This is a genomic window from Streptomyces graminilatus (assembly GCF_001418565.1).
Lineage (GTDB): Bacteria > Actinomycetota > Actinomycetes > Streptomycetales > Streptomycetaceae > Streptomyces > Streptomyces graminilatus.
In genome coordinates, this window is record NZ_LIQQ01000144.1 from 14,609 (window position 1) to 37,374 (window position 22,766).

20 protein-coding genes are annotated in these 22,766 nt (G+C 70.2%); 7 read left to right on the forward strand and 13 right to left on the reverse strand.

Going from position 1 to position 22,766, the window contains the following annotated elements:
* Positions 1-96 precede the first annotated feature (96 nt).
* From trpC to lgt, 6 genes are all read left to right on the forward strand, one after another.
* Positions 97-906 (forward strand): indole-3-glycerol phosphate synthase TrpC, encoded by an 810-nt coding sequence (gene trpC, locus AOK08_RS14060; RefSeq protein WP_055525878.1) that lies wholly within the window; start codon positions 97-99, stop codon positions 904-906.
* 22 nt (positions 907-928) lie between these two features.
* The gene (gene trpM / locus AOK08_RS48885; RefSeq protein WP_107100939.1) at positions 929-1,102 is read left to right on the forward strand and encodes a tryptophan biosynthesis modulator TrpM; all 174 of its coding nucleotides are present in this window, start codon (positions 929-931) and stop codon (positions 1,100-1,102) included.
* 217 nt (positions 1,103-1,319) lie between these two features.
* A complete protein-coding gene (gene trpB / locus AOK08_RS14065) occupies positions 1,320-2,606 on the forward strand; it encodes a tryptophan synthase subunit beta (RefSeq protein WP_055525879.1) in 1,287 nt (428 codons plus the stop codon).
* Positions 2,603-3,421: a tryptophan synthase subunit alpha gene (gene trpA / locus AOK08_RS14070; protein ID WP_055525880.1), complete on the forward strand. Its 819-nt coding sequence runs from the start codon at positions 2,603-2,605 to the stop codon at positions 3,419-3,421. The genes trpB and trpA overlap by 4 nt, the downstream gene beginning before the upstream one ends.
* A gap of 148 nt (positions 3,422-3,569) precedes the next feature.
* Complete coding sequence (locus AOK08_RS14075) at positions 3,570-4,346, forward strand: DsbA family protein (RefSeq protein ID WP_055525881.1); 777 nt, start codon at positions 3,570-3,572, stop codon at positions 4,344-4,346.
* Positions 4,347-4,496: 150 nt separating this feature from the next.
* The gene (lgt, locus tag AOK08_RS14080; RefSeq protein ID WP_055525882.1) at positions 4,497-5,498 is read left to right on the forward strand and encodes a prolipoprotein diacylglyceryl transferase; all 1,002 of its coding nucleotides are present in this window, start codon (positions 4,497-4,499) and stop codon (positions 5,496-5,498) included.
* An 81-nt stretch (positions 5,499-5,579) separates the two neighbouring features.
* Here lgt and AOK08_RS14085 read toward each other — a convergent pair whose 3' ends face one another.
* Genes AOK08_RS14085 through AOK08_RS14100 form a run of 4 tightly spaced genes read right to left on the reverse strand, consistent with a single transcriptional unit; the run spans position 5,580 to position 9,662 of the window.
* The gene (locus tag AOK08_RS14085; protein ID WP_055525883.1) at positions 5,580-6,410 is read right to left on the reverse strand and encodes an HpcH/HpaI aldolase/citrate lyase family protein; all 831 of its coding nucleotides are present in this window, start codon (positions 6,408-6,410) and stop codon (positions 5,580-5,582) included.
* Positions 6,407-7,669: a CaiB/BaiF CoA transferase family protein gene (locus tag AOK08_RS14090; RefSeq protein WP_055525884.1), complete on the reverse strand. Its 1,263-nt coding sequence runs from the start codon at positions 7,667-7,669 to the stop codon at positions 6,407-6,409. The genes AOK08_RS14085 and AOK08_RS14090 overlap by 4 nt, the downstream gene beginning before the upstream one ends.
* Entirely contained in the window at positions 7,666-8,562 is an 897-nt protein-coding gene (gene rbsK / locus AOK08_RS14095; protein WP_055525885.1) for a ribokinase, read from the reverse strand. Before rbsK ends, AOK08_RS14090 begins: the two co-directional genes overlap by 4 nt.
* Positions 8,559-9,662 carry an ADP-ribosylglycohydrolase family protein gene (locus AOK08_RS14100; RefSeq protein WP_055525886.1) on the reverse strand — a complete coding sequence of 368 codons (1,104 nt, stop codon included), beginning with the start codon at positions 9,660-9,662 and terminating at the stop codon, positions 8,559-8,561. Before AOK08_RS14100 ends, rbsK begins: the two co-directional genes overlap by 4 nt.
* Before the next feature lie 207 nt (positions 9,663-9,869).
* On the opposite strand from AOK08_RS14100, the gene AOK08_RS14105 reads away from it, so the two are divergent.
* A complete protein-coding gene (locus AOK08_RS14105) occupies positions 9,870-10,988 on the forward strand; it encodes a glycerate kinase (protein ID WP_055525887.1) in 1,119 nt (372 codons plus the stop codon).
* A 400-nt stretch (positions 10,989-11,388) separates the two neighbouring features.
* Here the strand turns inward: AOK08_RS14105 and pssA are convergent, their stop codons facing one another.
* The 9 genes from pssA to AOK08_RS14150 all read right to left on the reverse strand — a co-directional run bounded on the left by pssA (position 11,389) and on the right by AOK08_RS14150 (position 22,371).
* Entirely contained in the window at positions 11,389-12,180 is a 792-nt protein-coding gene (gene pssA, locus AOK08_RS14110; RefSeq protein WP_055525904.1) for a CDP-diacylglycerol--serine O-phosphatidyltransferase, read from the reverse strand.
* A gap of 55 nt (positions 12,181-12,235) precedes the next feature.
* Positions 12,236-12,892, reverse strand: coding sequence for a phosphatidylserine decarboxylase (locus AOK08_RS14115; RefSeq protein WP_055525888.1), 657 nt, complete (start codon positions 12,890-12,892; stop codon positions 12,236-12,238).
* Between the two features lie 169 nt (positions 12,893-13,061).
* Positions 13,062-14,267, reverse strand: coding sequence for an acyl-CoA dehydrogenase family protein (locus AOK08_RS14120; RefSeq protein ID WP_055525889.1), 1,206 nt, complete (start codon positions 14,265-14,267; stop codon positions 13,062-13,064).
* 2 nt (positions 14,268-14,269) lie between these two features.
* Positions 14,270-14,782 carry a MaoC family dehydratase gene (locus AOK08_RS14125; protein WP_055525890.1) on the reverse strand — a complete coding sequence of 171 codons (513 nt, stop codon included), beginning with the start codon at positions 14,780-14,782 and terminating at the stop codon, positions 14,270-14,272.
* Positions 14,783-14,797: 15 nt separating this feature from the next.
* On the reverse strand, positions 14,798-15,763 hold the full coding sequence (locus AOK08_RS14130; RefSeq protein ID WP_055525891.1) for an HpcH/HpaI aldolase/citrate lyase family protein: 966 nt from the start codon (positions 15,761-15,763) through the stop codon (positions 14,798-14,800).
* A complete protein-coding gene (locus tag AOK08_RS14135) occupies positions 15,760-17,799 on the reverse strand; it encodes a protein meaA (protein WP_055525892.1) in 2,040 nt (679 codons plus the stop codon). The genes AOK08_RS14130 and AOK08_RS14135 overlap by 4 nt, the downstream gene beginning before the upstream one ends.
* Before the next feature lie 9 nt (positions 17,800-17,808).
* Positions 17,809-19,152: a crotonyl-CoA carboxylase/reductase gene (gene ccrA / locus AOK08_RS14140; protein WP_055525893.1), complete on the reverse strand. Its 1,344-nt coding sequence runs from the start codon at positions 19,150-19,152 to the stop codon at positions 17,809-17,811.
* Positions 19,153-19,565: 413 nt separating this feature from the next.
* Positions 19,566-20,381 (reverse strand): TetR/AcrR family transcriptional regulator, encoded by an 816-nt coding sequence (locus tag AOK08_RS14145; RefSeq protein WP_055525905.1) that lies wholly within the window; start codon positions 20,379-20,381, stop codon positions 19,566-19,568.
* 184 nt (positions 20,382-20,565) lie between these two features.
* Complete coding sequence (locus AOK08_RS14150; protein ID WP_055525894.1) at positions 20,566-22,371, reverse strand: 3-hydroxyacyl-CoA dehydrogenase family protein; 1,806 nt, start codon at positions 22,369-22,371, stop codon at positions 20,566-20,568.
* Positions 22,372-22,766 lie beyond the last annotated feature (395 nt).

The following is a 22,766-nucleotide window of genomic DNA, read 5'->3' on the forward strand; positions in this document are numbered from 1 at the left end:
GACAGTTTGTGCAGCTTCGACTGATGTGAATGGCTGGAACGGCCAGACGCCTACCGCCTGGACCAAACGCCTACCGCCTGGAAGGGGGCCGCTCGCGTGAGTGTGCTCGACGAGATCATCGACGGAGTCCGTGCCGACCTCGCGGAGCGACAGGCGCGCGTCAGCCTCGACGACCTCAAGGAGCGCGCGGCGAAGGCTCCCGGCGCCAAGGACGGGGTCGCCGCACTGCGCGGCGACGGAGTCAAGGTCATCTGCGAGGTCAAGAGGTCCAGCCCCTCCAAGGGCGCGCTGTCGGCGATCGCCGACCCCGCCGGTCTCGCGGCGGACTACGAGACGGGCGGCGCGGCCGTCATCTCCGTCCTCACCGAACAGCGCCGCTTCGGCGGCTCGCTGGCGGACCTGGAGGCGGTGCGCGCCCGGGTGGACATCCCGGTGCTGCGCAAGGACTTCATCGTCACGTCGTACCAGCTGTGGGAGGCGCGGGCGTACGGCGCCGATCTGGCCCTGCTGATCGTCGCCGCCCTAGACCAGTCCGCCCTGGAGTCCCTCGTCGAGCGCGCCGAGTCCATCGGGCTCACCCCGATCGTCGAGGTGCACGACGAGGACGAGGTCGAGCGGGCGGTGGACGCGGGGGCCCGGATCATCGGCGTCAACGCGCGCGACCTGAAGACCCTGGAGGTCGACCGCTCCACGTTCGAGCGGGTCGCCCCCGAGATCCCCGACAGCATCGTCAAGATCGCCGAGTCCGGTGTGCGCGGCCCGCACGACCTGATCGCGTACGCCAACGCCGGTGCCGACGCGGTACTGGTCGGCGAGTCCCTCGTCACGGGCCGTGACCCCAGGTCCGCGGTGGCCGACCTGGTGGCGGCGGGCGAGCATCCGGCTCTGCGGCACGGGCGCGGCTGATCCCCCGCTAGAGTTGGCCCCGATGACACTCACCCTGACACCCGTGGACCGGTACGCCCGCCTCGCGCGCGGCTGCCGTCCCCGTGGCTGCCGGGCGCCCGCGCGGCGGGTGCATGGCCGGCGGGTGCGGTATGTCATCGGTGACGAGCCCGGACAGGTCAACGGGATGCGATGGCCCTGCGGGGCTTGGCAGTAGGGGTGCGGTTCGGCTGATTCGCGCTGCGCCCTGGCTTTGCGCTTCGCGCGGGGTGCGTTTTCGGCTGCGGGTTTCGCTGTGGCTGGTCGCGCAGTTCCCCGCGCCCCTATCAGGCGCGTATTCGGCGTCGGAGATTCTGAGGCGCCGCTCTGCTCAGCCCCTCACGCTTCCCAAGTCCAGATCGAACCCGGGGCCTCCGCCCCTGTGAGGTAGTCGTATGTCCAGTGAGTTCTTCATTCCTGATCCCGACGGTCAGATTCCCAGCGCCGAGGGCTACTTCGGGGCGTTCGGCGGGAAGTTCATCCCGGAGGCGCTCGTCGCCGCCGTGGACGAGGTCGCCGTCGAGTACGACAAGGCGAAGTCCGACCCCGAGTTCGCCCGTGAGCTCGACGATCTGCTCGTCAACTACACCGGCCGGCCCAGTTCCCTCACCGAGGTGTCCCGGTTCGCCGAGCACGCCGGTGGCGCCCGGGTCTTCCTCAAGCGGGAGGACCTGAACCACACCGGGTCCCACAAGATCAACAACGTGCTCGGGCAGGCCCTCCTCACCAAGCGGATGGGCAAGACCCGCGTCATCGCCGAGACCGGTGCCGGTCAGCACGGGGTCGCCACCGCGACCGCCTGTGCGCTGTTCGGGCTCGAGTGCACCATCTACATGGGCGAGATCGACACCCAGCGCCAGGCCCTCAACGTGGCCCGGATGCGCATGCTCGGCGCCGAGGTCATCGCCGTGAAGTCCGGCTCGCGCACCCTCAAGGACGCCATCAACGAGGCGTTCCGCGACTGGGTCGCCAACGTCGACCGCACCCACTACCTGTTCGGCACCGTCGCCGGGCCGCACCCCTTCCCGGCCATGGTGCGCGACTTCCACCGGGTGATCGGTGTCGAGGCCCGCAGGCAGCTCCTGGAGCGGACCGGACGGCTGCCCGACGCCGCCGTCGCCTGTGTCGGCGGCGGATCCAACGCCATCGGGCTCTTCCACGCCTTCATCCCCGACGCCGGCGTCCGCCTCATCGGGTGCGAGCCCGCCGGGCACGGTGTCGAGACCGGCGAGCACGCCGCCACCCTCACCGTCGGCGAGCCCGGCATCCTGCACGGGTCGCGGTCCTACGTCCTCCAGGACGAGGAGGGGCAGATCACCGAGCCCTACTCCATCTCCGCCGGACTCGACTACCCGGGCATCGGCCCCGAGCACTCCTACCTCAAGGACAGCGGCCGGGCCGAGTACCGCGCCGTCACCGACGACGCCGCCATGCAGGCACTGCGCCTGCTGTCCCGCACCGAGGGCATCATCCCGGCCATCGAGAGCGCGCACGCGCTGGCCGGTGCCCTGGAGATCGGCCGGGAGCTCGGCAAGGACGGGCTGATCGTCGTCAACCTCTCCGGGCGCGGCGACAAGGACATGGACACCGCCGCCCGGTACTTCGACCTGTACGACACCGATGCGGCCGTCGCCGCCGACGCGGACAGCGCGGTCGCCGAGATCGAGGGGGACGTCAAGTGAGCGGCAACATCCAACTGCTGAGCGACACCCTCGCCGCCGCCAAGGCCGAGGGCCGGTCCGCGCTCATCGCGTACCTTCCCGCCGGGTTCCCGACCGTCGACGGCGGGATCGACGCCGTCAAGGCCGTGTTCGAGGGCGGCGCCGACATCGTCGAGGTCGGGCTGCCGCACAGCGACCCGGTGCTCGACGGCCCGGTCATCCAGACCGCCGACGACATCGCCCTGCGCGGCGGAGTCAAGATCGCGGACGTTCTGCGCACGGTCCGGGAGGCGTACGAGGCCTCCGGGAAGCCGGTGCTCGTCATGACGTACTGGAACCCCATCGACCGCTACGGCGTCGAGCGCTTCACCGCCGAGCTCGCCGAGGCGGGCGGCGCCGGGTGCATCCTGCCCGACCTGCCCGTGCAGGAGTCGGCGCTGTGGCGGGAGCACGCCGACAAGCACGGGCTCGCGACCGTGTTCGTCGTCGCGCCCAGCAGCAGGGACGCACGCCTCGCCGAGATCACGGCGGCGGGCAGCGGGTTCGTGTACGCCGCCTCGCTCATGGGCGTCACCGGGACCCGGGTGTCGGTCGGCGCCCAGGCGCAGGACCTGGTCCGGCGCACCCGCGCCACCGGCACCGACCTGCCGGTCTGCGTCGGCCTCGGCGTGTCCGACGCGGCGCAGGCCGCCGAGGTCGCCGGGTTCGCCGACGGGGTGATCGTCGGCTCGGCCTTCGTCAAGCGGATGCTGGACGCCCCGGACCACGCGGCCGGTGTAGAGGCCGTGCGGGAACTCGCCGCCGACCTCGCGAAGGGCGTGCGCGGCACCGCCTAGACAGGGCGGACACACCTGCGGGACGTACCGCTGGACGTATCGCCGGAACTACTGCCGGACATCCCGGCGGGATTTCGTACAGGTCGCCCGAACGGGTGGACCTGGGGCCGGGGGGACGCAATGCGTCTCCCCGGTTCGTTCTGCGGGTGTGAGCGAGAAGAATCGTGACGGAAAGCGCACCGCCCGCGAGCGGCTGGCGGTCGAGCGTGAGAAGCAGAAGTCCGCGGAGAAGCGGCGGCGGGTGCTGATCGTGGGCGCCAGTGTCGTCTGCGTGCTGGGACTCGCGGCGGTGATCGGCGTCGTCGCCGCGAACGTCGGGAAGGACGGCAAGAGCGAGAGCGCCGGCCCGGTCGTCGCGCCCTCGGGCGCGCAGGGCAAGGACAGCCTCGCGATCCCCGTGGGCGAGGACGGCGCCAAGTCGACGCTCACGGTGTGGGAGGACTTCCGCTGTCCCGCCTGCCAGGCCTTCGAGACCAACTACCGCTCGACCATCCATGAGCTGACGGCCGCGGGCAAGCTGAAGGTGGAGTACCACCTGGCGACGATCATCGACGGCAACATGCGCGGCAGCGGCTCCCACCACGCGGCCAACGCCGCCGCCTGCGCCCAGGACGCCGGCAAGTTCCCCGCGTACCACGACGTGCTCTACGAGAACCAGCCGCCGGAGACCGACGACGCCTTCGCCAAGAACAGCAGGCTGATCGAGCTCGCGGCGAAGGCCGACGGTCTCGACACGCCCGCGTTCCGGACATGTGTCGAGGACGGCAAGCACGACAGCTGGGTCGTGAAGTCGAACCAGGCCTTCCAGAGCGGCGGCTTCGGCGGCACACCGACCGTGCTGCTCAACGGGAAGAACATCTACCAGGACCAGACGATGACCCCGGCGAAGCTCAAGCAGATGGTCGAGGCCGCGGGCAAGGCGTAGGGCTTTCGGCCCCGGGCGTTCCCGGGGCGGGCTTCGCCAGTGCCTCCGGTTTCACCGTCGTGGGCGGAACCGGGGGCACGGCCCGTTATGGAGCCGTAGCCCGGGGCGGCTCACATCCGCCGCGTCCGTCAAGGTAGCGTCGGGACTGCCATGGAAATCGCCTACATTCCCAGTCCGTCGCGCGGGGTGCTGCACCTTGGACCCATTCCGCTGCGCGGCTACGCGTTCTGCATCATCATCGGGGTCTTCGTCGCGGTCTGGCTCGGCAACAAGCGCTGGCTCGCCCGCGGTGGCCGACCCGGCACGGTGGCCGACATCGCGGTCTGGGCCGTGCCCTTCGGCCTGGTCGGTGGCCGCCTCTATCACGTGATCACGGACTACGAGCTGTACTTCAGCGAGGGCCGCGACTGGGTGGACTCCTTCAAGATCTGGGAGGGCGGCCTCGGTATCTGGGGCGCGATCGCCCTTGGCGCGCTGGGCGCGTGGATCGGGTGCCGCCGGCGCGGGATCCCGCTGCCCGCGTGGGCCGACGCCCTCGCCCCCGGTATCGCCCTCGCACAGGCGATCGGGCGGTGGGGCAACTGGTTCAACCAGGAGCTGTACGGGCGGGAGACCGACCTCCCCTGGGCCCTGCACATCACCTCCTCGACCGACGGCCGGGTCCCGGGCTACTACCACCCGACGTTCCTGTACGAGTCCCTGTGGTGTGTCGGTGTCGCGCTGCTGGTCATCTGGGCCGACCGGCGCTTCACGCTGGGGCACGGCCGGGCGTTCGCGCTGTACGTCGCGAGCTACTGCGTGGGCCGCTTCTGGATCGAGTACCTGCGCGTCGACGACGCCCACCACATCCTGGGCATGCGGCTGAACAACTGGACCGCGATCTTCGTCTTCATCCTCGCGGTGATCTACTTCGTGCTCTCGGCGAAGAAGCGGCCGGGCCGGGAGGAAGTCGTGGAGCCGGATGTGGAGCCGGCGGCGGATGTCTCCGACGGTTCGGCGGCGGACGGCGCCGACAGCGACAAGGGTGACGGTGAATCGGCGGACGTGAAGGCCGACGCCGATACGGACGGCAAGGCCGACTCCGAGGACGGCGACAAGGCCGACTCCGAGGACGGCGCCAAGGCCGAGACGGAGCCGACCAAGAAGAGCTGAGTGCCGGCCGTACGACGATGAGGGCGCCCCCGGTCCGACCGGGGGCGCCCTCGTTCCTTGTGCCTTGTTCCTTGTGGCGGGTCAGGATCGGTCGCGGTGGCGGTCGGCCAGGGACAGGGTTCTGCGGGCCGATGTGACCACCGCCGCGTCGATGAAGCGGCCGTCGGGGAGAGCCTGGGCGCCCTCGTCCGTCGCCGCCGCCTTGACGATCTGCTCGGCCTCCTCGATCTCCTCCGGGGTGGGGAGGTACGCGCGTTCGATGACCGGGAGCTGGCGCGGGTGGATCGCCGCCCGGCCCAGGAAGCCCAGGGCGCGACCGTGGGCGCAGGACCCGGCCAGGGTGTCGAGGTCCCGGGTGTCCGGGTGGACCGACTGGGGCGGCGGGGCGAGACCGGCCGCCCGTGCGGCCACGACGACCCGGGAGCGGCACCAGTCCAGGCCGGTGTCCCCTCGTACCCCCAGATCGGCCCGGAGGTCGGCCTCGCCGAGCGCGATGCCGTGCAGGGCGGGGTGCGCGGTCGCGATGGCGAAGGCGTGTTCGATGCCGAGGGCGGTTTCGAGCAGGGCGTACAGCGGGACCCCGGTGCCTGTGCGGGCGGCCACGCGGACGACCTCCTGCGGTGTCGTCACCTTCGGGAGCCGTAGGCCCGAGACGCCGGGGAGGCGTTCGAGGGCACGCAGTTCGCGGGTGGCCAGGGGGCCGTCCAGGGCGTTGATCCGGACGTGGACCGGTACCGGCTGGGGGTCGGCCAGGCGCTCGGCGGTGGCCTCGCGGGCGTACTCCTTGCGGTCGGGGGCGACCGCGTCCTCCAGGTCGACCACGACCACGTCGGCGCCGGAGGCCAGCGCCTTGGACACCACCTCGGGGCGGTCGCCGGGGACGTACAGCCAGGTCAGGGGAGTGGCTGTCACAGGGCCCCCTCGGTGCGCAGGGTGTCGATCTCGGGTCCGGTCAGGCCGAGTTCGGTGAGGACGGCCGTGGTGTCCGCGCCGTGCGCGCGACCCGCCCAGCGGATCGCGCCGGGGGTCGCGGAGAGCCGGAAGAGGACGTTCTGCATACGGATCGGGCCGAGGTCGGGGTCGTCGACCGTGGTGATGGTGTCGAGGGCCTGGTACTGCGGGTCGGTCATCACCTCCCGTACGTCCTGGACCGGGGCGACCGCCGCCTCCGCCTTCTCGAAGGCCGCGATGACCTCGGACTGGGGATGGCGGGAGATCCACGTGCCGACCGCCTCGTCGAGGACGTCCGAGTGGCGGGCGCGGTCGGCGCCGGTGGCGAACCAGGGCTCGTCGATCAGCTCCGGGCGGCCGACCAGCCGCATCACGCGCTCGGCGATCGACTGGGCCGAGGTCGACACGGCGACCCAGGTGCCGTCGGCCGTGCGGTAGGTGTTGCGGGGGGCGTTGTTCTGCGAACGGTTGCCGGTGCGCGGCTGGACGTGGCCCAACTGGTCGTACCAGAGCGGCTGCGGGCCGAGGACGGTGAGGATCGGCTCGATGATCGCCATGTCGACGACCTGGCCCTCGCCGGTGCGGTCACGGGCGGACAGGGCCGTCATGACCGCGTACGCCGTGGCCAGGCCCGCGATCGAGTCGGCGAGGCCGAAGGGCGGGAGCGTCGGGGGCGCGTCCGGTTCGCCGGTGATCGCGGCGAAGCCGCTCATCGCCTCGGCGAGGGTGCCGAAGCCGGGGCGGTGAGCGTACGGGCCGAACTGGCCGAAGGCGGTGACCCGGGCGAGGACCAGCCGCGGATTGGCGGCGGACAGCTCCGGCCAGCCCAGGTCCCATTTCTCCAGGGTGCCCGGGCGGAAGTTCTCGATGACGACGTCGGCGGTGGCCGCGAGCCGGAGGAGGGTGGCCTGGCCGCTCCGCCGGGAGAGGTCGAGGGTCATCGTGCGCTTGTTGCGGCCCAGCAGCTTCCACCAGAGGCCGATGCCGTCCTTCGACGGGCCGTGGCCCCGGGAGGGGTCAGGTTTCACCGGGTGCTCGATCTTGATCACCTCGGCACCGAAGTCGCCGAGCATCGTCGCGGCGAGCGGGCCGGCGAAGAGGGTGGCCAGGTCGAGGACGCGGAGGCCGGTGAGGGGGGCTGTGGTCTTGATGGGTGCGGGTGCGGGTGCGGATGTGGACACGGATGTGGGTGCCGGTTCGGTCGTTTTCGGGGGGTTCATGATGTGTACCTGGCCTCGATCTCCGCGCGGAACGGCATCGACGCCGACGCGCCCGGCCGTTGTACGGACAGAGCGCCCGCCGCCGCGGCCCACGCCAGGGCGTCCGGCATCGGGCGGCCCTCGGCCAGGGCCACCGCGAGGGCGCCTACGAAGGTGTCACCGGCGCCCGTCGAGTCCACGGCGATGACGGGCGGCGCGGGGACGGTGACCGGTTCGGCGAGGTCCCGGGACGCGTACAGGCTGCCGGCCGCGCCGAGGGTGACGACGACCTCCGGCACCTGGTCGAGGAGTACTACGGCCGCCTTGTGCGGGTCGGTCAGACCGGTGAGGGCCGTAGCCTCGTGCTCGTTCGGCACCAACAGGTCGGTGACGGCGAGGAGTTCGGGCGGGAGCGGCTGGACGGGTGCCGGGGTGAGGATCGTACGGACGCCGTGGCGGCGGGCGGCCCGTGCGCCCTCGGTCACCGCCGTGAGCGGGATCTCCAGTTGGAGCAGCAGCGCGTCGGCGCCGGCGATCAGGCCCTCGTCGCCGGGCGCGAGAGCGGTGACGGTGCCGTTGGCGCCGGGGACGACGACGATCGCGTTGCCGCCCTCGTCGTCCACGACGATGTGCGCGCTGCCGGAGGCGCACTCGGCGGTGCGGAGGTGGTCGGTGCCGATACTCAAGTTTTCTAGGACCGACCGGAGTTGGGTGCCGTACGGGTCGTTGCCCACCGCGCCGATCATCGAGACGTCGGCGCCCGCGCGGGCCGCGGCGACGGCCTGGTTGGCGCCCTTGCCGCCGGGGATCGTACGGAACTCCCGTCCTGTCACGGTCTCCCCGCGCTGCGGGGCCTTGCCGACGTACGCGATGAGGTCCATGTTCGTGCTGCCCAGCACGACGATATGGGTCATGGGTGGACTGGCTCCAAGTGCGTGAGGGAGTGCGTCAGTTGGGCGAGTGTGTCGAAGCCGGTGCCGTTGAAGTCCGCGACGGAGGTGGCCAGTCGGTTCTTCAGAGGGTCCGTCCAGCGGCCCGGGAGGGCGGCGGGGGAGCCGGCGAGTAGCGCGGCGATGCTTCCGGCGGTCGCGCCGTTGGAGTCGGTGTCCCAACCGCCGGACACGGCACGGCAGATGGAGCCGGTGAAGTCGCCGTCGGCGTGGGTGAGGGCGGCGGCGATCAGGGCGGTGTTGGGGATGGCGTGGACCCAGTGGTAGGTGGTCGCGTGGGTGGCGTGGAGTTCGTCGACCACTGTGTCGAAGTCGGGGTGCGACTGCGCCAGTTGGATGCCGTGGTGGATGGCTGCGGCCAGGCGGGAGCGTGGGGGGACGACGGTCAGCCCGGTGCGCAGGCAGGCGTGGATGTCGTGGGTGCCGGTGGCGGCCCGGGCGATGGTGGCCGCCGTGAACATCGCCGCGTAGACGCCGTTGGCGGTGTGGGTGAGGGTGGCGTCGCGGTACGCCTGTTCGGCGGCGGCGGCCGGGTCGCCGGGGCAGGTCCAGCCGTAGATGTCGGCGCGGATCAGGGCGCCGATCCACTCCTGGTACGGGTTGTCGTACGTGGCTGTCAGCGGTGGCCTGAGACCGGCGGCGAGGTTGCGGTAGGCGGCGCGTTCCGCCGTGAACGTCTGGAGGAAGGGCAGTCGCAGCAGCCACAGCTCGCCGACCTGCTCGGTGCTGAAGTCGAAACCGTGCGTCTCCAGCAGATCCAGGCCGAGGATCGCGTAGTCGACGTCGTCGTCCCGGCAGCTTCCGTGGATCCGGCCACGCACGCACTGGCGCCACTCCGGGCGGAGCTCGAAGTCGTCGGACCCGTCCGCGCTGCCCGCGGGCGGCTCGGGCAGGTAGTCGGTGAGCGGGAGGGCGCCGGTGCGCCGCAGGTAGCGGTCGATGCGGTCGCGGGTCCAGTAGTCGCCGCGCTCGACCGGCTTGCCGAGCATGTTGCCCGCGATCCGGCCGAGCCAGCCTCCGAGAACGCGGTCGGCCTGTCCCGTGGCGGTGCCCGCAGCGGTCATCCCTCCGGTTTACCACCAACACGGGGCCCGCGGTGTCCCGGCGGTGCGCGGCCGGGGAGGGCATGGCGGGCCGGTCGTCCTGCGGTTAAGGTCGCAGCGGCGCGACTGCCCTGACGTGTGCGGGGCCGAGAGCAAGGGGAATACAGGGTGGCGGACGCTGCGGGTACGACCAGTACGACGGGTACGGCAGGTGTGCGGACGGCTCGGGTGCTGATCGCGGCCGACAAGTTCAAGGGGTCGCTGACGGCCGTACAGGTCGCCGAGCGGGTGACCGCCGGGCTGCGCAGGGCCGCCCCGGGCGTCGAGGTCGAGTCGCTGCCCGTGGCCGACGGCGGCGACGGGACCGTGGCCGCCGCGGTCGCCGCCGGATTCGAACAGCGTGAGGTGCGGGTCGCGGGGCCGCTCGGACACGAGGTGACCGCCGCGTACGCGCTGCGCGGTGACACCGCCGTCGTGGAGATGGCGGAGGCGAGCGGGCTCCAGCGGCTGCCCTCGGGCGTCCTCGCGCCGCTCACGGCATCGACGTACGGCTCCGGCGAACTGCTGCGGGCCGCCCTGGACGCGGGCGCGCGCACGATCGTCTTCGGGGTCGGCGGCAGCGCCACCAACGACGGGGGCGCGGGCATGCTGTCCGCTCTCGGCGCGCGCTTCCTGGACGCCGACGGAGAGCCCGTACCCCCCGGGGGCGGCGGTCTTGGCAGCCTCGCCTCGGTGGATCTCTCGGGCCTCGACCCCCGTCTCGCGGACGTCGACCTCGTGCTGGCCAGCGATGTGGACAACCCGCTGACCGGGCCGACGGGCGCGCCCGCCGTGTACGGCCCGCAGAAGGGCGCCTCCCCGGCCGACGTGGCCGCCCTGGACGAGGCTCTCGCGCACTACGCCAAGGTCATGGAGACGGCGATCGGCGTGAAGGCCGCCCAGTACGCCACCGCGCCGGGCGCCGGCGCCGCCGGGGGCATCGGCTACGGCGCCTTGGTCCTCGGCGCCCGGTTCAGGCCCGGCATCGAGGTCATGCTCGACGTCCTCGGCTTCGCGTCCGCCCTGGACCGCGCCACGCTGGTGATCACCGGGGAGGGCTCCCTCGACGAGCAGACCCTGCACGGCAAGGCCCCGGCGGGTGTCGCGGCGGCGGCCCGGGCCCAGGGCCGCGAGGTCGTCGCGGTCTGCGGACGCCTCGCCCTGCGCCCGGAGGCACTGGGCCGGGCCGGCATCCGGCGCGCGTACCCCCTGACGGAGATCGAGCCGGACCTCGCGAAGTGCGTCGCCGAGGCCGGGCCGCTCCTGGAGCGGGTCGCGGAGAACATCGGCAGGGACTTTCTGCTCTGAAGCCTGCTCCTGGGGGCCGCCACACGCCCAGGCCGGGCCCGTGCCAGGTGCCGGCAGCAGCGTGCCCACGCCCCCGTCGGCCCGCCTCCGCCGCCCGAACCGGTGTCCGGCTCCCGTGACGGCTGCTGAAGGCCTCCCACGGGTCCCACCGCTCCGCCTGCCCCAGCACCACCCGGCGTACGCGCTCCCACCGGGCGGGATGAAGGCCGTACCGGAGTCCGAGAGGCCGAGAGTTCGAGGAGGCGTCCGTCACGGCAGGCTGCCCGCGCGGGTGCGTGCGCCCGGAGATGAGCCCCGGGCGCAACGCGAAGGGCCCCGAACCGATCGGAATCCGGTTCGGGGCCCTCCGTACGAATACGTACGAATACGTACGAGCGCGTACGAGTGTGTCGCGCGACCGCTACGGCAGTTGTGCCGCCCGTGCCTCGCGGTTCTCGCGCCGGTTGTCGCGGAAGTTGTTCACCCGGCGGGCCGTGGCGAACAGCGGGATCGTCGCCGCCATCACGATCTGCAGCGCGCAGCCCGTCTGCAGCAGCACCTGGCCGCTCGGGGCGTCGAACGCCCACGCCGCCAGCATGCCCATGGCCGACACGATCCAGCAGAGCATCGCCACCGCGAGGACGCCCCGTGGCTTCGGGTACTCGACCCGGCTCACCATCAGCCACGCGGTACCGAGGACCGCCAGCAGTGTCGCCTCGAACGGCAGTTCGAGCAGCACGATCGAGACGACCGTGAGTGCGCCGAACGGCGAGGGCATGCCCTGGAACGTGCCGTCCTTCACGGTGACGCACGAGAAGCGGGCGAGCCGCAGCACCACCGTCAGCAGCACGACGATCGCGGCCACCGCCGCGACCCGCTCATGCGCGTCCCTCGCGACCATCCCGTACACCAGCACGAAATACGCCGGCGCCAGCCCGAAGCTGATCAGGTCGGAGAGGTTGTCCAGCTCGGCGCCCATGGGGGAGGAGCGCAGCTTGCGGGCGACCAGGCCGTCGAAGAGGTCGAAGACCGCCGCGCACAGCATCAGGATCACCGCGGTCGCCGCCGAGTGACGGGCCATGCCCGACTCGTCACTGCCGGTGAGGTGCGGGATCAGGATGCCGGTGGTGGTGAAGTACACGGCCATGAAGCCGCAGGTGGCGTTGCCGAGGGTGAGGGTGTCCGCTATCGACAGGCGAAGAGAGAGAGGCATCTCCTCCTCGTCGTCACCCACCTCGTCGGCCTCCGGAACCCACTGGGTCTCGGGATCAATCACGGTCAATGCGAGTCACCCCTGCCACTGTCTTCTGGCCGACCTCGACCGCGACCTCGACACCTTCGGGAAGGTAGATGTCGACGCGCGAGCCGAAGCGGATCAGGCCGATGCGGTCGCCCTGTTCGACCTTCGTGCCCTGCGGGACGTACGGGACGATGCGGCGAGCGACCGCACCGGCGATCTGGATCATCTCGATGTCACCGAGCTCGGTGTCGAAGTGCCAGACAACTCTCTCGTTGTTCTCGCTCTCCTTGTTGAACGCCGGTACGAACCCACCCGGGATGTGCTCGACGGACGTCACCGTGCCGGAGAGGGGCGCGCGGTTGACGTGTACGTTGAGCGGGCTCATGAAGATCGCGACGCGGGTGCGCCCGTCCTTCCACGGCATGATGCTCTGCACCACACCGTCGGCGGGGGAGATGACCCGGCCCTGGGTGATCTCGCGCTCGGGGTCGCGGAAGAACCACAGCATGCCCGCCGCCAGCGCGGTGGCGGGTACTGCCACGACCTTGGCGGCGCCGGACTTGCGCGCGCGTACCAGGCTGAGGGCTGCGGTGGCGACGGTCGGGAGGAGCCACGGCGATGCTCCGCGCGCCAGGCGTACGCCTGCCAGGCTGTCGCGAGGTGCAGAGGTTTGGCTGTGGGGCATGGATGACCTTCGTAGCGGACGATGCCGCGCTGTATCAGGGGACGGCGGCTTTCCGGCGATCGTAGCGGCTCGCGGCCACAACTGGGTAAGCCAGAAAGCCGAGTCGGCGGCTGAAGGGTGCTGACGGGGTGTGACGTTGTTCTCGAACAAAACACCCCGAAACGGAAAATCAGCCCTGGAATCGATACTCTTCGAGCAGCCTTCGCCCGATGATCATTTTCTGGATCTCGGCGGTACCTTCGCCGATCAGCAGCATCGGGGCCTCTCGGTAGAGGCGCTCGATCTCGTACTCCTTGGAGAAGCCGTAGCCGCCGTGGATCCGGAAGGCGTCTTCCACGACCTCCTTGCAGTACTCGGAGGCGAGGTACTTCGCCATCCCTGCTTCGAGGTCGTTTCGCTCGCCGGAATCCTTTTTGCGTGCCGCGTTAACCATCATCGCATGGGCGGCCTCGACCTTGGTAGCCATCTCGGCCAGCTTGAACTGGATCGCCTGGTGCTGGGCGATCGGCTTGCCGAAAGTGTGCCGTTGCTGGGCGTACTGGACACCCAGTTCGAAGGCGCGCTGGGCGACCCCGCAGCCACGTGCCGCGACGTTGACCCGCCCAACCTCCACTCCGTCCATCATTTGGTAAAAACCTCGGCCGGTGGTGCCCCCGAGGACGCGATCGGCCGGAATCCGCAGTCCGTCCATGATGAGTTCGGTGGTGTCGACCCCCTTGTAACCCATCTTGTCGATCTTGCCCGGGATGGTGAGTCCGGGCCGCACCTCACCGAAGCCCGCCTCCTTCTCGACGAGGAAGGTGGTCATCGACTTGTGGGGCGCCGTCCCCTCGGGGTGTCCTTCGTCACTTCGTACGAGTACGGCGACCAAATTGGACGTTCCGCCGTTCGTCAGCCACATCTTCTGGCCGTTGAGGACGTACTCGTCGCCGTCCCTGACCGCCTTGGAGGTGATGGCCGACACGTCCGAGCCGAGCCCCGGCTCCGACATCGAGAAGGCGCCGCGGACGTCGCCGGCCGCCATCCTCGGCAGGAAGTGGTCCTTCTGCTCCTGTGTACCGTGCTGCTTGAGCATGTACGCGACGATGAAGTGCGTGTTGATGATCCCGGAGACGGACATCCAGCCACGCGCGATCTCCTCGACGCACAGCGCGTACGTCAGGAGCGACTCGCCGAGCCCGCCGTACTCCTCGGGGATCATCAGGCCGAACAGGCCCAACTCCTTGAGGCCGTCGACGATCTGCTGCGGATACTCGTCGCGGTGCTCCAGCTCGGTCGCGACCGGGATGATCTCCTTGTCCACGAAGTCCCGCACCGTGGACAGGATCTCCCGCTGGATGTCGGTCAGACCGGCGGTCTGGGCGAGTCGCGCCATGGCTACTTCTCCTGCTCCCTGGGCTGGGGGCGGCCGGGCTGTTCGCCGCCGCGCTCCTTGATGTAGGTCTCGGTCGGCACCATCACCTTGCGGCGGAACACGCAGACCAGCGTGCCGTCCTGCTTGTAACCCCTGGTCTCCACGTACACGATCCCGCGGTCGTTCTTCGACCGGGAGGGCGTCTTGTCGAGGACCGTCGTCTCGCCGTAGACCGTGTCGCCGTGGAAGGTCGGCGCCACGTGCTTGAGCGACTCGACCTCCAGGTTCGCGATCGCCTTGCCCGACACGTCCGGCACGGACATGCCCAGGAGCAGGGAGTAGATGTAGTTCCCCACGACGACGTTCTTCCCGAAGTCGGTCGTGTTCTCCGCGTAGTTGGCGTCCATGTGGAGCGGGTGGTGGTTCATCGTCAGGAGACAGAAGAGGTGGTCGTCGTACTCCGTGACCGTCTTCCCGGGCCAGTGCTTGTAGACCGCCCCGACCTCGAACTCCTCGTAGGTGCGTCCGAACTGCATGGTGTTCAGGGCTCCTTAGTCGACGGGGGTCTCGAACTTGCTGGTGCGCCGCATACCCGCCGCCCGGCCCTTGCCCGAGATGACCAGCGCCATCTTGCGGCTGGCCTCGTCGATCATCTCGTCGCCGAGCATCGCGGAGCCCTTCCTGCCGCCGGCCTCTGACGTGCAGTAGTCGTAGGCGTCCAGGATCAGCTCGGCGTGGTCGAAGTCCTCCTGCGAGGGCGAGAAGATCTCGTTGGACGCCTCGACCTGGCCCGGGTGCAGCACCCACTTGCCGTCGAAGCCGAGGGCGGCGGCCCGCTGGGCGACCTCGCGGTAGCCGTCGACGTTGCGGATCTGGAGGTAGGGGCCGTCGATCGCCTGGAGGTTGTTGGCGCGGGCGGCCATCAGGATCTTCATCAGGATGTAGTGGTAGGCGTCCGCCGGGTAGCCGGGCGGCTGCTCGCCCACGACCAGTGACTTCATGTTGATCGACGCCATGAAGTCGGCAGGGCCGAAGATGATCGTCTCGACACGTTGACTGGCTTGAGCGATCGCATTGACGTTGTTGAGTCCCTGCGCGTTCTCGATCTGCGCCTCAATACCGATCTTGCCGACCTCGAAGCCCATCGTCTTCTCGATCTGCGTCAACAGCAGATCCAGGGCCACGACCTGCTGGGCGTCCTGCACCTTCGGCAGCATGACGCAGTCGAGGTTCTGGCCGGCCCCCTCGACGACCGTGACGACATCGCGGTACGTCCACTCGGTCGTCCAGTCGTTGACGCGCACGACCCTCGTCTTGCCCGTCCAGTCGCCCTCGTTGAGGAACTTGACGATGGTGTGCCGCGCCTCGGGCTTGGCGAGCGGGGCGCACGCGTCCTCCAGGTCCAGGAAGACCTGGTCGGCCGGCAGGCCCTGGGCCTTCTCCAGGAAGCGGGGGTTGCTCCCGGGGACCGCGAGACAGGAGCGGCGCGGACGCAGACGGTTGACGGGCGTGGTCATGCGGGGACCTCCAGGGGGTCGAGCTTGTTCGCTTTCCGGATCTCGTCGACGATGCGGCCGATGATTCCGGTGATGTCGAAGTCCTTCGGGGTGAAGACCGCGGCCACGCCCGCAGCCCTGAGCTGTTCGGCGTCACCATGGGGGATGATCCCACCGGCGATCACCGGAATATCAGTGGCACCCGCCACACGGAGCCGGTCCATCACATCCGGCACGAGCTGGGCGTGCGAGCCGGACAGGATGGACAGGCCGACCGCGTGCACGTCCTCTTCGAGGGCCGCGTCCACGATCTGCTCCGGGGTGAGCCGGATGCCCTGGTAGACCACCTCGAATCCGGCGTCACGGGCCCGTACGGCGATCTGCTCGGCGCCGTTGGAGTGTCCGTCGAGCCCCGGCTTGCCCACCAGGAAGCGGAGATTGCCGACGCCCATCTCCTTCGCGGTGTCCGCGACCCGGCGCCGGACCAGCGCCATCGCGGTGCCCTCCTCGGCGGTCACCGCGACCGGCGCGGACGAGACGCCGGTCGGTGCCCGGAACTCCCCGAACACCTCGCGCAGGGCCCCTGCCCACTCACCGGTCGTGACGCCGGCGCGGGCGCACTCCAGGGTGGCCTCCATGAGGTTGTCGGTGCCCTTCGCGGCCTCCTTCAGCCGCTCCAGCGCCTTGCAGGGGCGCGGGTGGTTGAACGGCGGCTGGTACCGCGTGTCGCGCCAGCCCCGCAGTGCCGTGGTCACCCGGGCCTCGACGGCCGGGTCGACGGTCTGGATCGCCGCGTCGAGGTCGGCCGTCAGCGGGTTCGGCTCGGTCGACTCGAAGATGTTGACGCCGACGATCTTCTCTTCCCCGGACTCGATACGGGCCCGCCGCTCGGCGTGCGAGGCGACGAGATGCGACTTCAGGTAGCCCGACTCGACGGCGGCCATCGCGCCGCCCATCTCCTCGATGCGGCCCATCTCGGCGAGCGACTCCTCGACCAGCTCGGCCACCTTCGCCTCGACGACGTGCGACCCGGCGAAGATGTCCTCGTACTCCAGCAGGTCGCTCTCGTAGGCGAGCACCTGCTGCATCCGCAGCGACCACTGCTGGTCCCAGGGCCGGGGCAGGCCCAGTGCCTCGTTCCACGCCGGGAGCTGCACGGCACGCGCGCGTGCGTCCTTCGACAGGGTCACCGCCAGCATTTCGAGCACGATCCGCTGGATGTTGTTCTCCGGCTGTGCCTCGGTCAGCCCGAGCGAGTTGACCTGCACGCCGTACCGGAAGCGCCGCTGCTTGGGGTTCTCGATGCCGTAGCGCTCGCGGGTGACCTGGTCCCAGATCCGGCCGAACGCCCGCATCTTGCACATCTCCTCGATGAACCGGACACCCGCGTTCACGAAGAACGAGATCCGGGCGACGACGTCACCGAACTTCTCGGCGGGCACCTGCCCCGAGTCCCGTACGGCGTCCAGCACCGCGATCGCCGTCGACATGGCGTACGCGATCTCCTGGACCGGGGTCGCCCCCGCCTCCTGGAGGTGGTAGCTGCAGATGTTGATCGGGTTCCACTTCGGGATGTGGTTGACCGTGTAGCAGATCATGTCCGTCGTCAGCCGGAGCGAGGGTCCCGGGGGGAAGACGTGCGTCCCCCGGGACAGGTACTCCTTGACGATGTCGTTCTGGGTCGTCCCCTGGAGCGTGGTGATGTCGACACCCTGCTCCTCGGCGACGACCTGGTAGAGCGCCAGCAGCCACATGGCGGTGGCGTTGATCGTCATCGAGGTGTTCATCTGGTCCAGGGGGATGTCCTGGAACAGCCGGCGCATGTCACCGAGGTGCGAGACGGGCACGCCGACCCGGCCGACCTCGCCACGGGCGAGGATGTGGTCGGGGTCGTACCCGGTCTGGGTCGGCAGGTCGAAGGCCACCGACAGACCTGTCTGGCCCTTGGCGAGGTTGCGCCGGTACAGCTCGTTGGACGCCTCGGCCGTGGAGTGACCGGCGTACGTGCGCATGAGCCACGGCCGGTCCCTGTCCTTGGGTGACTGACGCTCGTTCATTCGCGCCTCTCAGATGTTGCGGAAGCGGTTGATGGCGTCGATGTGCTGGGCGCGCTTCTCCTCGTCGCGCACCCCGAGACCTTCCTCGGGGGCCAGGCACAGGACGCCGACCTTGCCCTGGTGGACGTTGCGGTGCACGTCGTGGGCGGCCTGCCCGGTCTCCTCCAGGGAGTACACCCTGGACAGCGTCGGGTGGATCTTGCCCTTGGCGACCAGCCGGTTGGCCTCCCAGGCCTCGCGGTAGTTGGCGAAGTGCGAGCCGATGATCCGCTTCAACGACATCCACAGGTACCGGTTGTCGTACTCGTGGTTGAAGCCCGAGGTGGAGGCGCAGGTGACGATCGTGCCGCCCTTGCGCGTGACGTAGACGGAGGCGCCGAAGGTCTCGCGGCCCGGGTGCTCGAAGACGATGTCGACGTCCTCGCCGCCGGTCAGCTCACGGATGCGCTTGCCGAACCGCTTCCACTCGCGCGGGTCCTGTTGGTGCTCGTCCGCCCAGAACCTGTAGCCCTCGGCGTTGCGGTCGATGATCGCCTCGGCGCCCATCGACCGGCAGATGTCCGCCTTCTGCTCGCTGGAGACGACACAGATGGGGTTGGCGCCGCCGGCCAGCGCGAACTGTGTGGCGTACGAGCCGAGCCCGCCGCTCGCGCCCCAGATGAGGACGTTGTCGCCCTGCTTCATCCCGGCGCCGTTGCGCGACACGAGCTGCCGGTACGCGGTGGAGTTGACCAGCCCGGGTGCGGCGGCCTCCTCCCAGCTCAGGTGGTCCGGCTTGGGCATCAGCTGGTTGGACTTGACGAGCGCGATCTCCGCCAGGCCGCCGAAGTTGGTCTCGAAGCCCCAGATGCGCTGCTCGGGGTCGAGCATCGTGTCGTTGTGCCCGTCCGACGACTCCAGCTCCACGGACAGACAGTGCGCGACGACCTCGTCACCGGGCTTCCAGGCGTTGACACCGGGACCGGTGCGCAGGACGACGCCCGCGAGGTCGGAGCCGATGACGTGGTAGGGCAGGTCGTGCCGCTTGGTCAGCTCGCTGAGCCTGCCGTAGCGCTCCAGGAAGCCGAAGGTCGACAGCGGCTCGAAGATCGACGTCCAGACCGAGTTGTAGTTGACCGAGGAGGCCATGACGGCCACCAGGGCCTCGCCCGGGCCGAGTTCAGGCACCGGGACGTCGTCCAGGTGGATCGACTTGCGGGGGTCCTTGTCGCGGGTGTCGAGGCCCGCGAACATGTCCGTCTCGTCCTTGTGCACGGTGATCGCACGGTACGACTCGGGAAGCGGCAGAGCGGCGATGTCGGCCGGAGTCGAGTCCGGCGACTGGATCGCGTCCAGGATGTCCTTAACGGTCACGGTGTTGCCTCCGGCGAATGGCGCCCCGAGGGAAGGACGCTGAGGGTTACGTCGGTGCTGCTGAGGGTTGGTGAGAGACGTGCCGTCGGTTCGGCGGGTGGTGCTTCGGCAGCGCGTGGTGGCGCGGGAGGTTGCCTGTGACGCAGGCGTCCGGGCGCGCGAATCACGTGGATTGCGGGGACAGCCGACGTACGAAAGGTCTCTGCACGCCGGCCGCCCGGACACCTTCAAGGTATGGCACCGCGTGTCAGGTGACAAGGCACTGGGTGCCAGAATCTGCACTCAGATGAAATCTTTACGCAACAAATGAGCGATGATCGATCAAAAGCTACCGAGGAGTAGTCCTCGTGGGGCACGGAAAAGGCGGGCCTCGCTGTCCGCGACCCGCCTCTTTCCTGGGATTCCCGAGTTCTCTACGACCGTTCCTTCAGCGCCTGTTCGATGGTGCGCATCACCTCGTCGAGCGGGGCGTCGGTCCGGGCCACCGCGACCAGCACCTCTCCCTGCGAGGTCACCGAGGCGGGCATGGTGGTCCGGGGAGTGGTGTCGCGCCCGGCCCCGATGCCCGTACCGAAGGTCTTCCGCACGATCCCGAAGGCGTGGTCGAGCTGTGCCTCGACGTCACCCTGGCCGCCCGCCCGCAGCCAGCGCCGCAGGACGTGGTTGTGGGCGGTGACCACGGCCGACGCGGCGACCTCGGCCAGCAGCGGATCGTCGTTCGCGTCGTCGTCGTGGGCGTGCTCGTCGAAGTGGCCCAGGAGATAGCGGGTGAAGAGGCGTTCGTAGCGGGCGACCGACGCGATCTCCGCCTCCCGCAGGGTGGGGACCTCGCGCGTCAGCTTGTAACGGGCGACCGAGATCTCCGGCCGGGCCGCGTACATCTTCATGACTTCCTTGATGCCGCGGCACACGGTGTCGAGCGGGTGTTCGTGCGCGGGCGCCGCGTTGAGCACCGCCTCGGCCCGGATCAACGTGTCGTCGTGGTCCGGGAAGATCGCTTCTTCCTTGGAGCGGAAGTGCCGGAAGAAGGTGCGGCGGGCCACGCCGGCCCGGGCCGCGATCTCGTCGACGGTGGTGCCTTCGTAGCCCTTGGCCGAGAACAGTTCCATCGCCGCCGCCGCCAGTTCTCGGCGCATCTTGAGTCGCTGGGCGGCGGCACGACCGCCCGCGGCACTCTCCGGCGCGTCGGGCGTGGCAGGGGTACGGGAGGACTTGGCGGGCTGGGACATGACCCGAACGTACTGCATCCGTGCAGGGTGGCGCGCACGTCCGGGATCACCTTCGCCCAGGGCGGGCGAGGGCGGGGCGGCCGGATCGAGGAGGCCGCCCCAGTCCTCGTCGTGCCTCGGGCCGCGCCCGAACCCCAGTCCGAAGCCCGGTGGGAAGCCGGGCCCGGACCGGTCGCCGGCCCGGTCAGCGGCGGGCATACTCGCGGAAGCCGCGGCCCGTCTTGCGGCCGAGGCAGCCCGCGGCCACCAGATGCTCCAGGAGCGGCGCGGGGGCGAGTCCGGGGTCGCGGAACTCGCGATGCAGGACCTGCTCGATGGCAAGGGAGACATCCAGCCCGACCACGTCCAGGAGTTCGAACGGGCCCATCGGGTAGCCGCCGCCCAGCTTCATCGCCGCGTCGATGTCGTCAAGAGACGCGTAGTGCTCCTCCACCATCTTGATCGCGTTGTTGAGATACGGGAAAAGCAATGCGTTGACGATGAAGCCGGCTCGGTCTCCACAGTCGACTGCATGCTTCTTGATCCGTCCACAGACCTCGCGGACCGTTGAGTGGACATCGTCGGCCGTCAACACCGTACGGACGACCTCGACCAGCTTCATCGCCGGTGCGGGGTTGAAGAAGTGCATGCCGATCACGTCCTCGGGCCGCGAGGTGGCCCGCGCGCACGCGATGACGGGCAGCGAGGAGGTCGTGGTGGCCAGCACCGCGCCCGGCTTGCACACCTTGTCCAGCGCCGCGAACAACTGCTGCTTGATCTCCAGGTCCTCGGCGACGGCCTCGACGGCCAGCTCCACGTCCGCGAAGGCGTCGTACGAGCCCGCCGCAGTGATCCGGTCGAGGGCCTGGGCCGCGGCCTCGGCGGTCAGACGGCCCTTGTCGACGGAGCGGGCCAGGGACTTGCCGATCCTGGCCTTGGCCGTCTGGGCCTTCTCGTCGCTGCGGGCGGCGAGGACCACCTCGTACCCGGCCTTCGCGAAGACCTCGGCGATACCGGAGGCCATCGTGCCGGAACCGGCGACACCGACGGAGCGGACCGTGCGGCACGGGGTCCCGGAGGCGCCGGAGAGCGGGGTCAGCGCGTCCGGCACGACCGTCGCGCTGCCGGGCGCCTCGTACGAGTAGAAGCCGCGCCCCGTCTTCCTGCCGGTCAGGCCCGCCTCGCTGAGCTGCTTGAGGACGGGCGCCGGGGCGTGCAGCCGGTCGCGGGACTCGGTGTACATGGCCTCCAGGACCGTACGGGCCGTGTCGACGCCGATCAGGTCGAGCAGGGCGAGCGGACCCATGGGCAGCCCGCAGCCGAGCCGCATCGCGGCGTCGATGTCCTCCCGGGAGGCGTACCTCGCCTCGTACATCGCGGCGGCCTGGTTGAGATAGCCGAACAGCAGCCCGTCGGCAACGAAGCCGGGCCGGTCGCCGACCGCGACGGGCTCCTTGCCCAGCTCGACCGCCAGATCGGTGACCGCGGCGACGGCCTGCGGCGCGGTCAGCACCGAGGAGACCACCTCGACCAGCTTCATCGCCGGCGCCGGGTTGAAGAAGTGCAGGCCCAGGACGCGTTCGGGACGCGCCGAGTCGGCGGCGAGGCGGGTGACGGACAGGGCGTTGGTGCCCGTCGCGAGGATCGTCTCCGGGCGCACGACGGCGTCGAGGGCGCGGATGATCTGGTGCTTGATCTCGTACGACTCCGGCGCCACCTCGATGACCAGGTCGGCGTCGGCCGCCTCGTGCAGGTCGGTGGAGGTGCGGAAGCGGGCGAGCAGGTCCTCGCGCTCCCGCTCGGTGAGCCGGCCGCGTTCCACGGCCCGGGCGGTGGACGCCTCCAGTGCGGCGACGGCCCGCACGGCCGCGGCCTCGCTGATGTCGATGCCGACGACCTGACGGCCGGCGCGGGTGAGGATCTCGGTGATGCCGGTGCCCATCGTGCCGAGGCCGACCACGGCGACGGTGCGGAGCGTGGACGGAGAGGTGTGGGACAGGGGAGTGGCCATCGCGGGACTCCAGGAATGAGGGTGACGGCTGGGAACGCGCCCGGGTACGCCGGAGGGACGGAGCCCTGCGGAGAGGGAAGCCCTGGGAACGGTGCACCGGGTGCGGGAAAAGGGTGCGGAACGCGAACGCGGAGCGCTGATGCGGGTGATGCCGGGCTGCGAGGCGCACACGCCCGGTGCCGTGGTCGCGGGCGTGCACACGCCCGGAGAACGGTGAGGTCCGACCGGTCCTGTCCCAGACCGTGTCGCACTCACGACGGCTGCGTCACCAGGCCGTCGTCAGTAAGTACTGCCGGCGAGTGGGTAACTCGCTCGTCTGAGCTTAACCGGTGGGTAACGAGCGCGCCAGCCCCCGGTTTTGTGATGCGCGTCCCTGCATCCTGCCCACGCGGTCC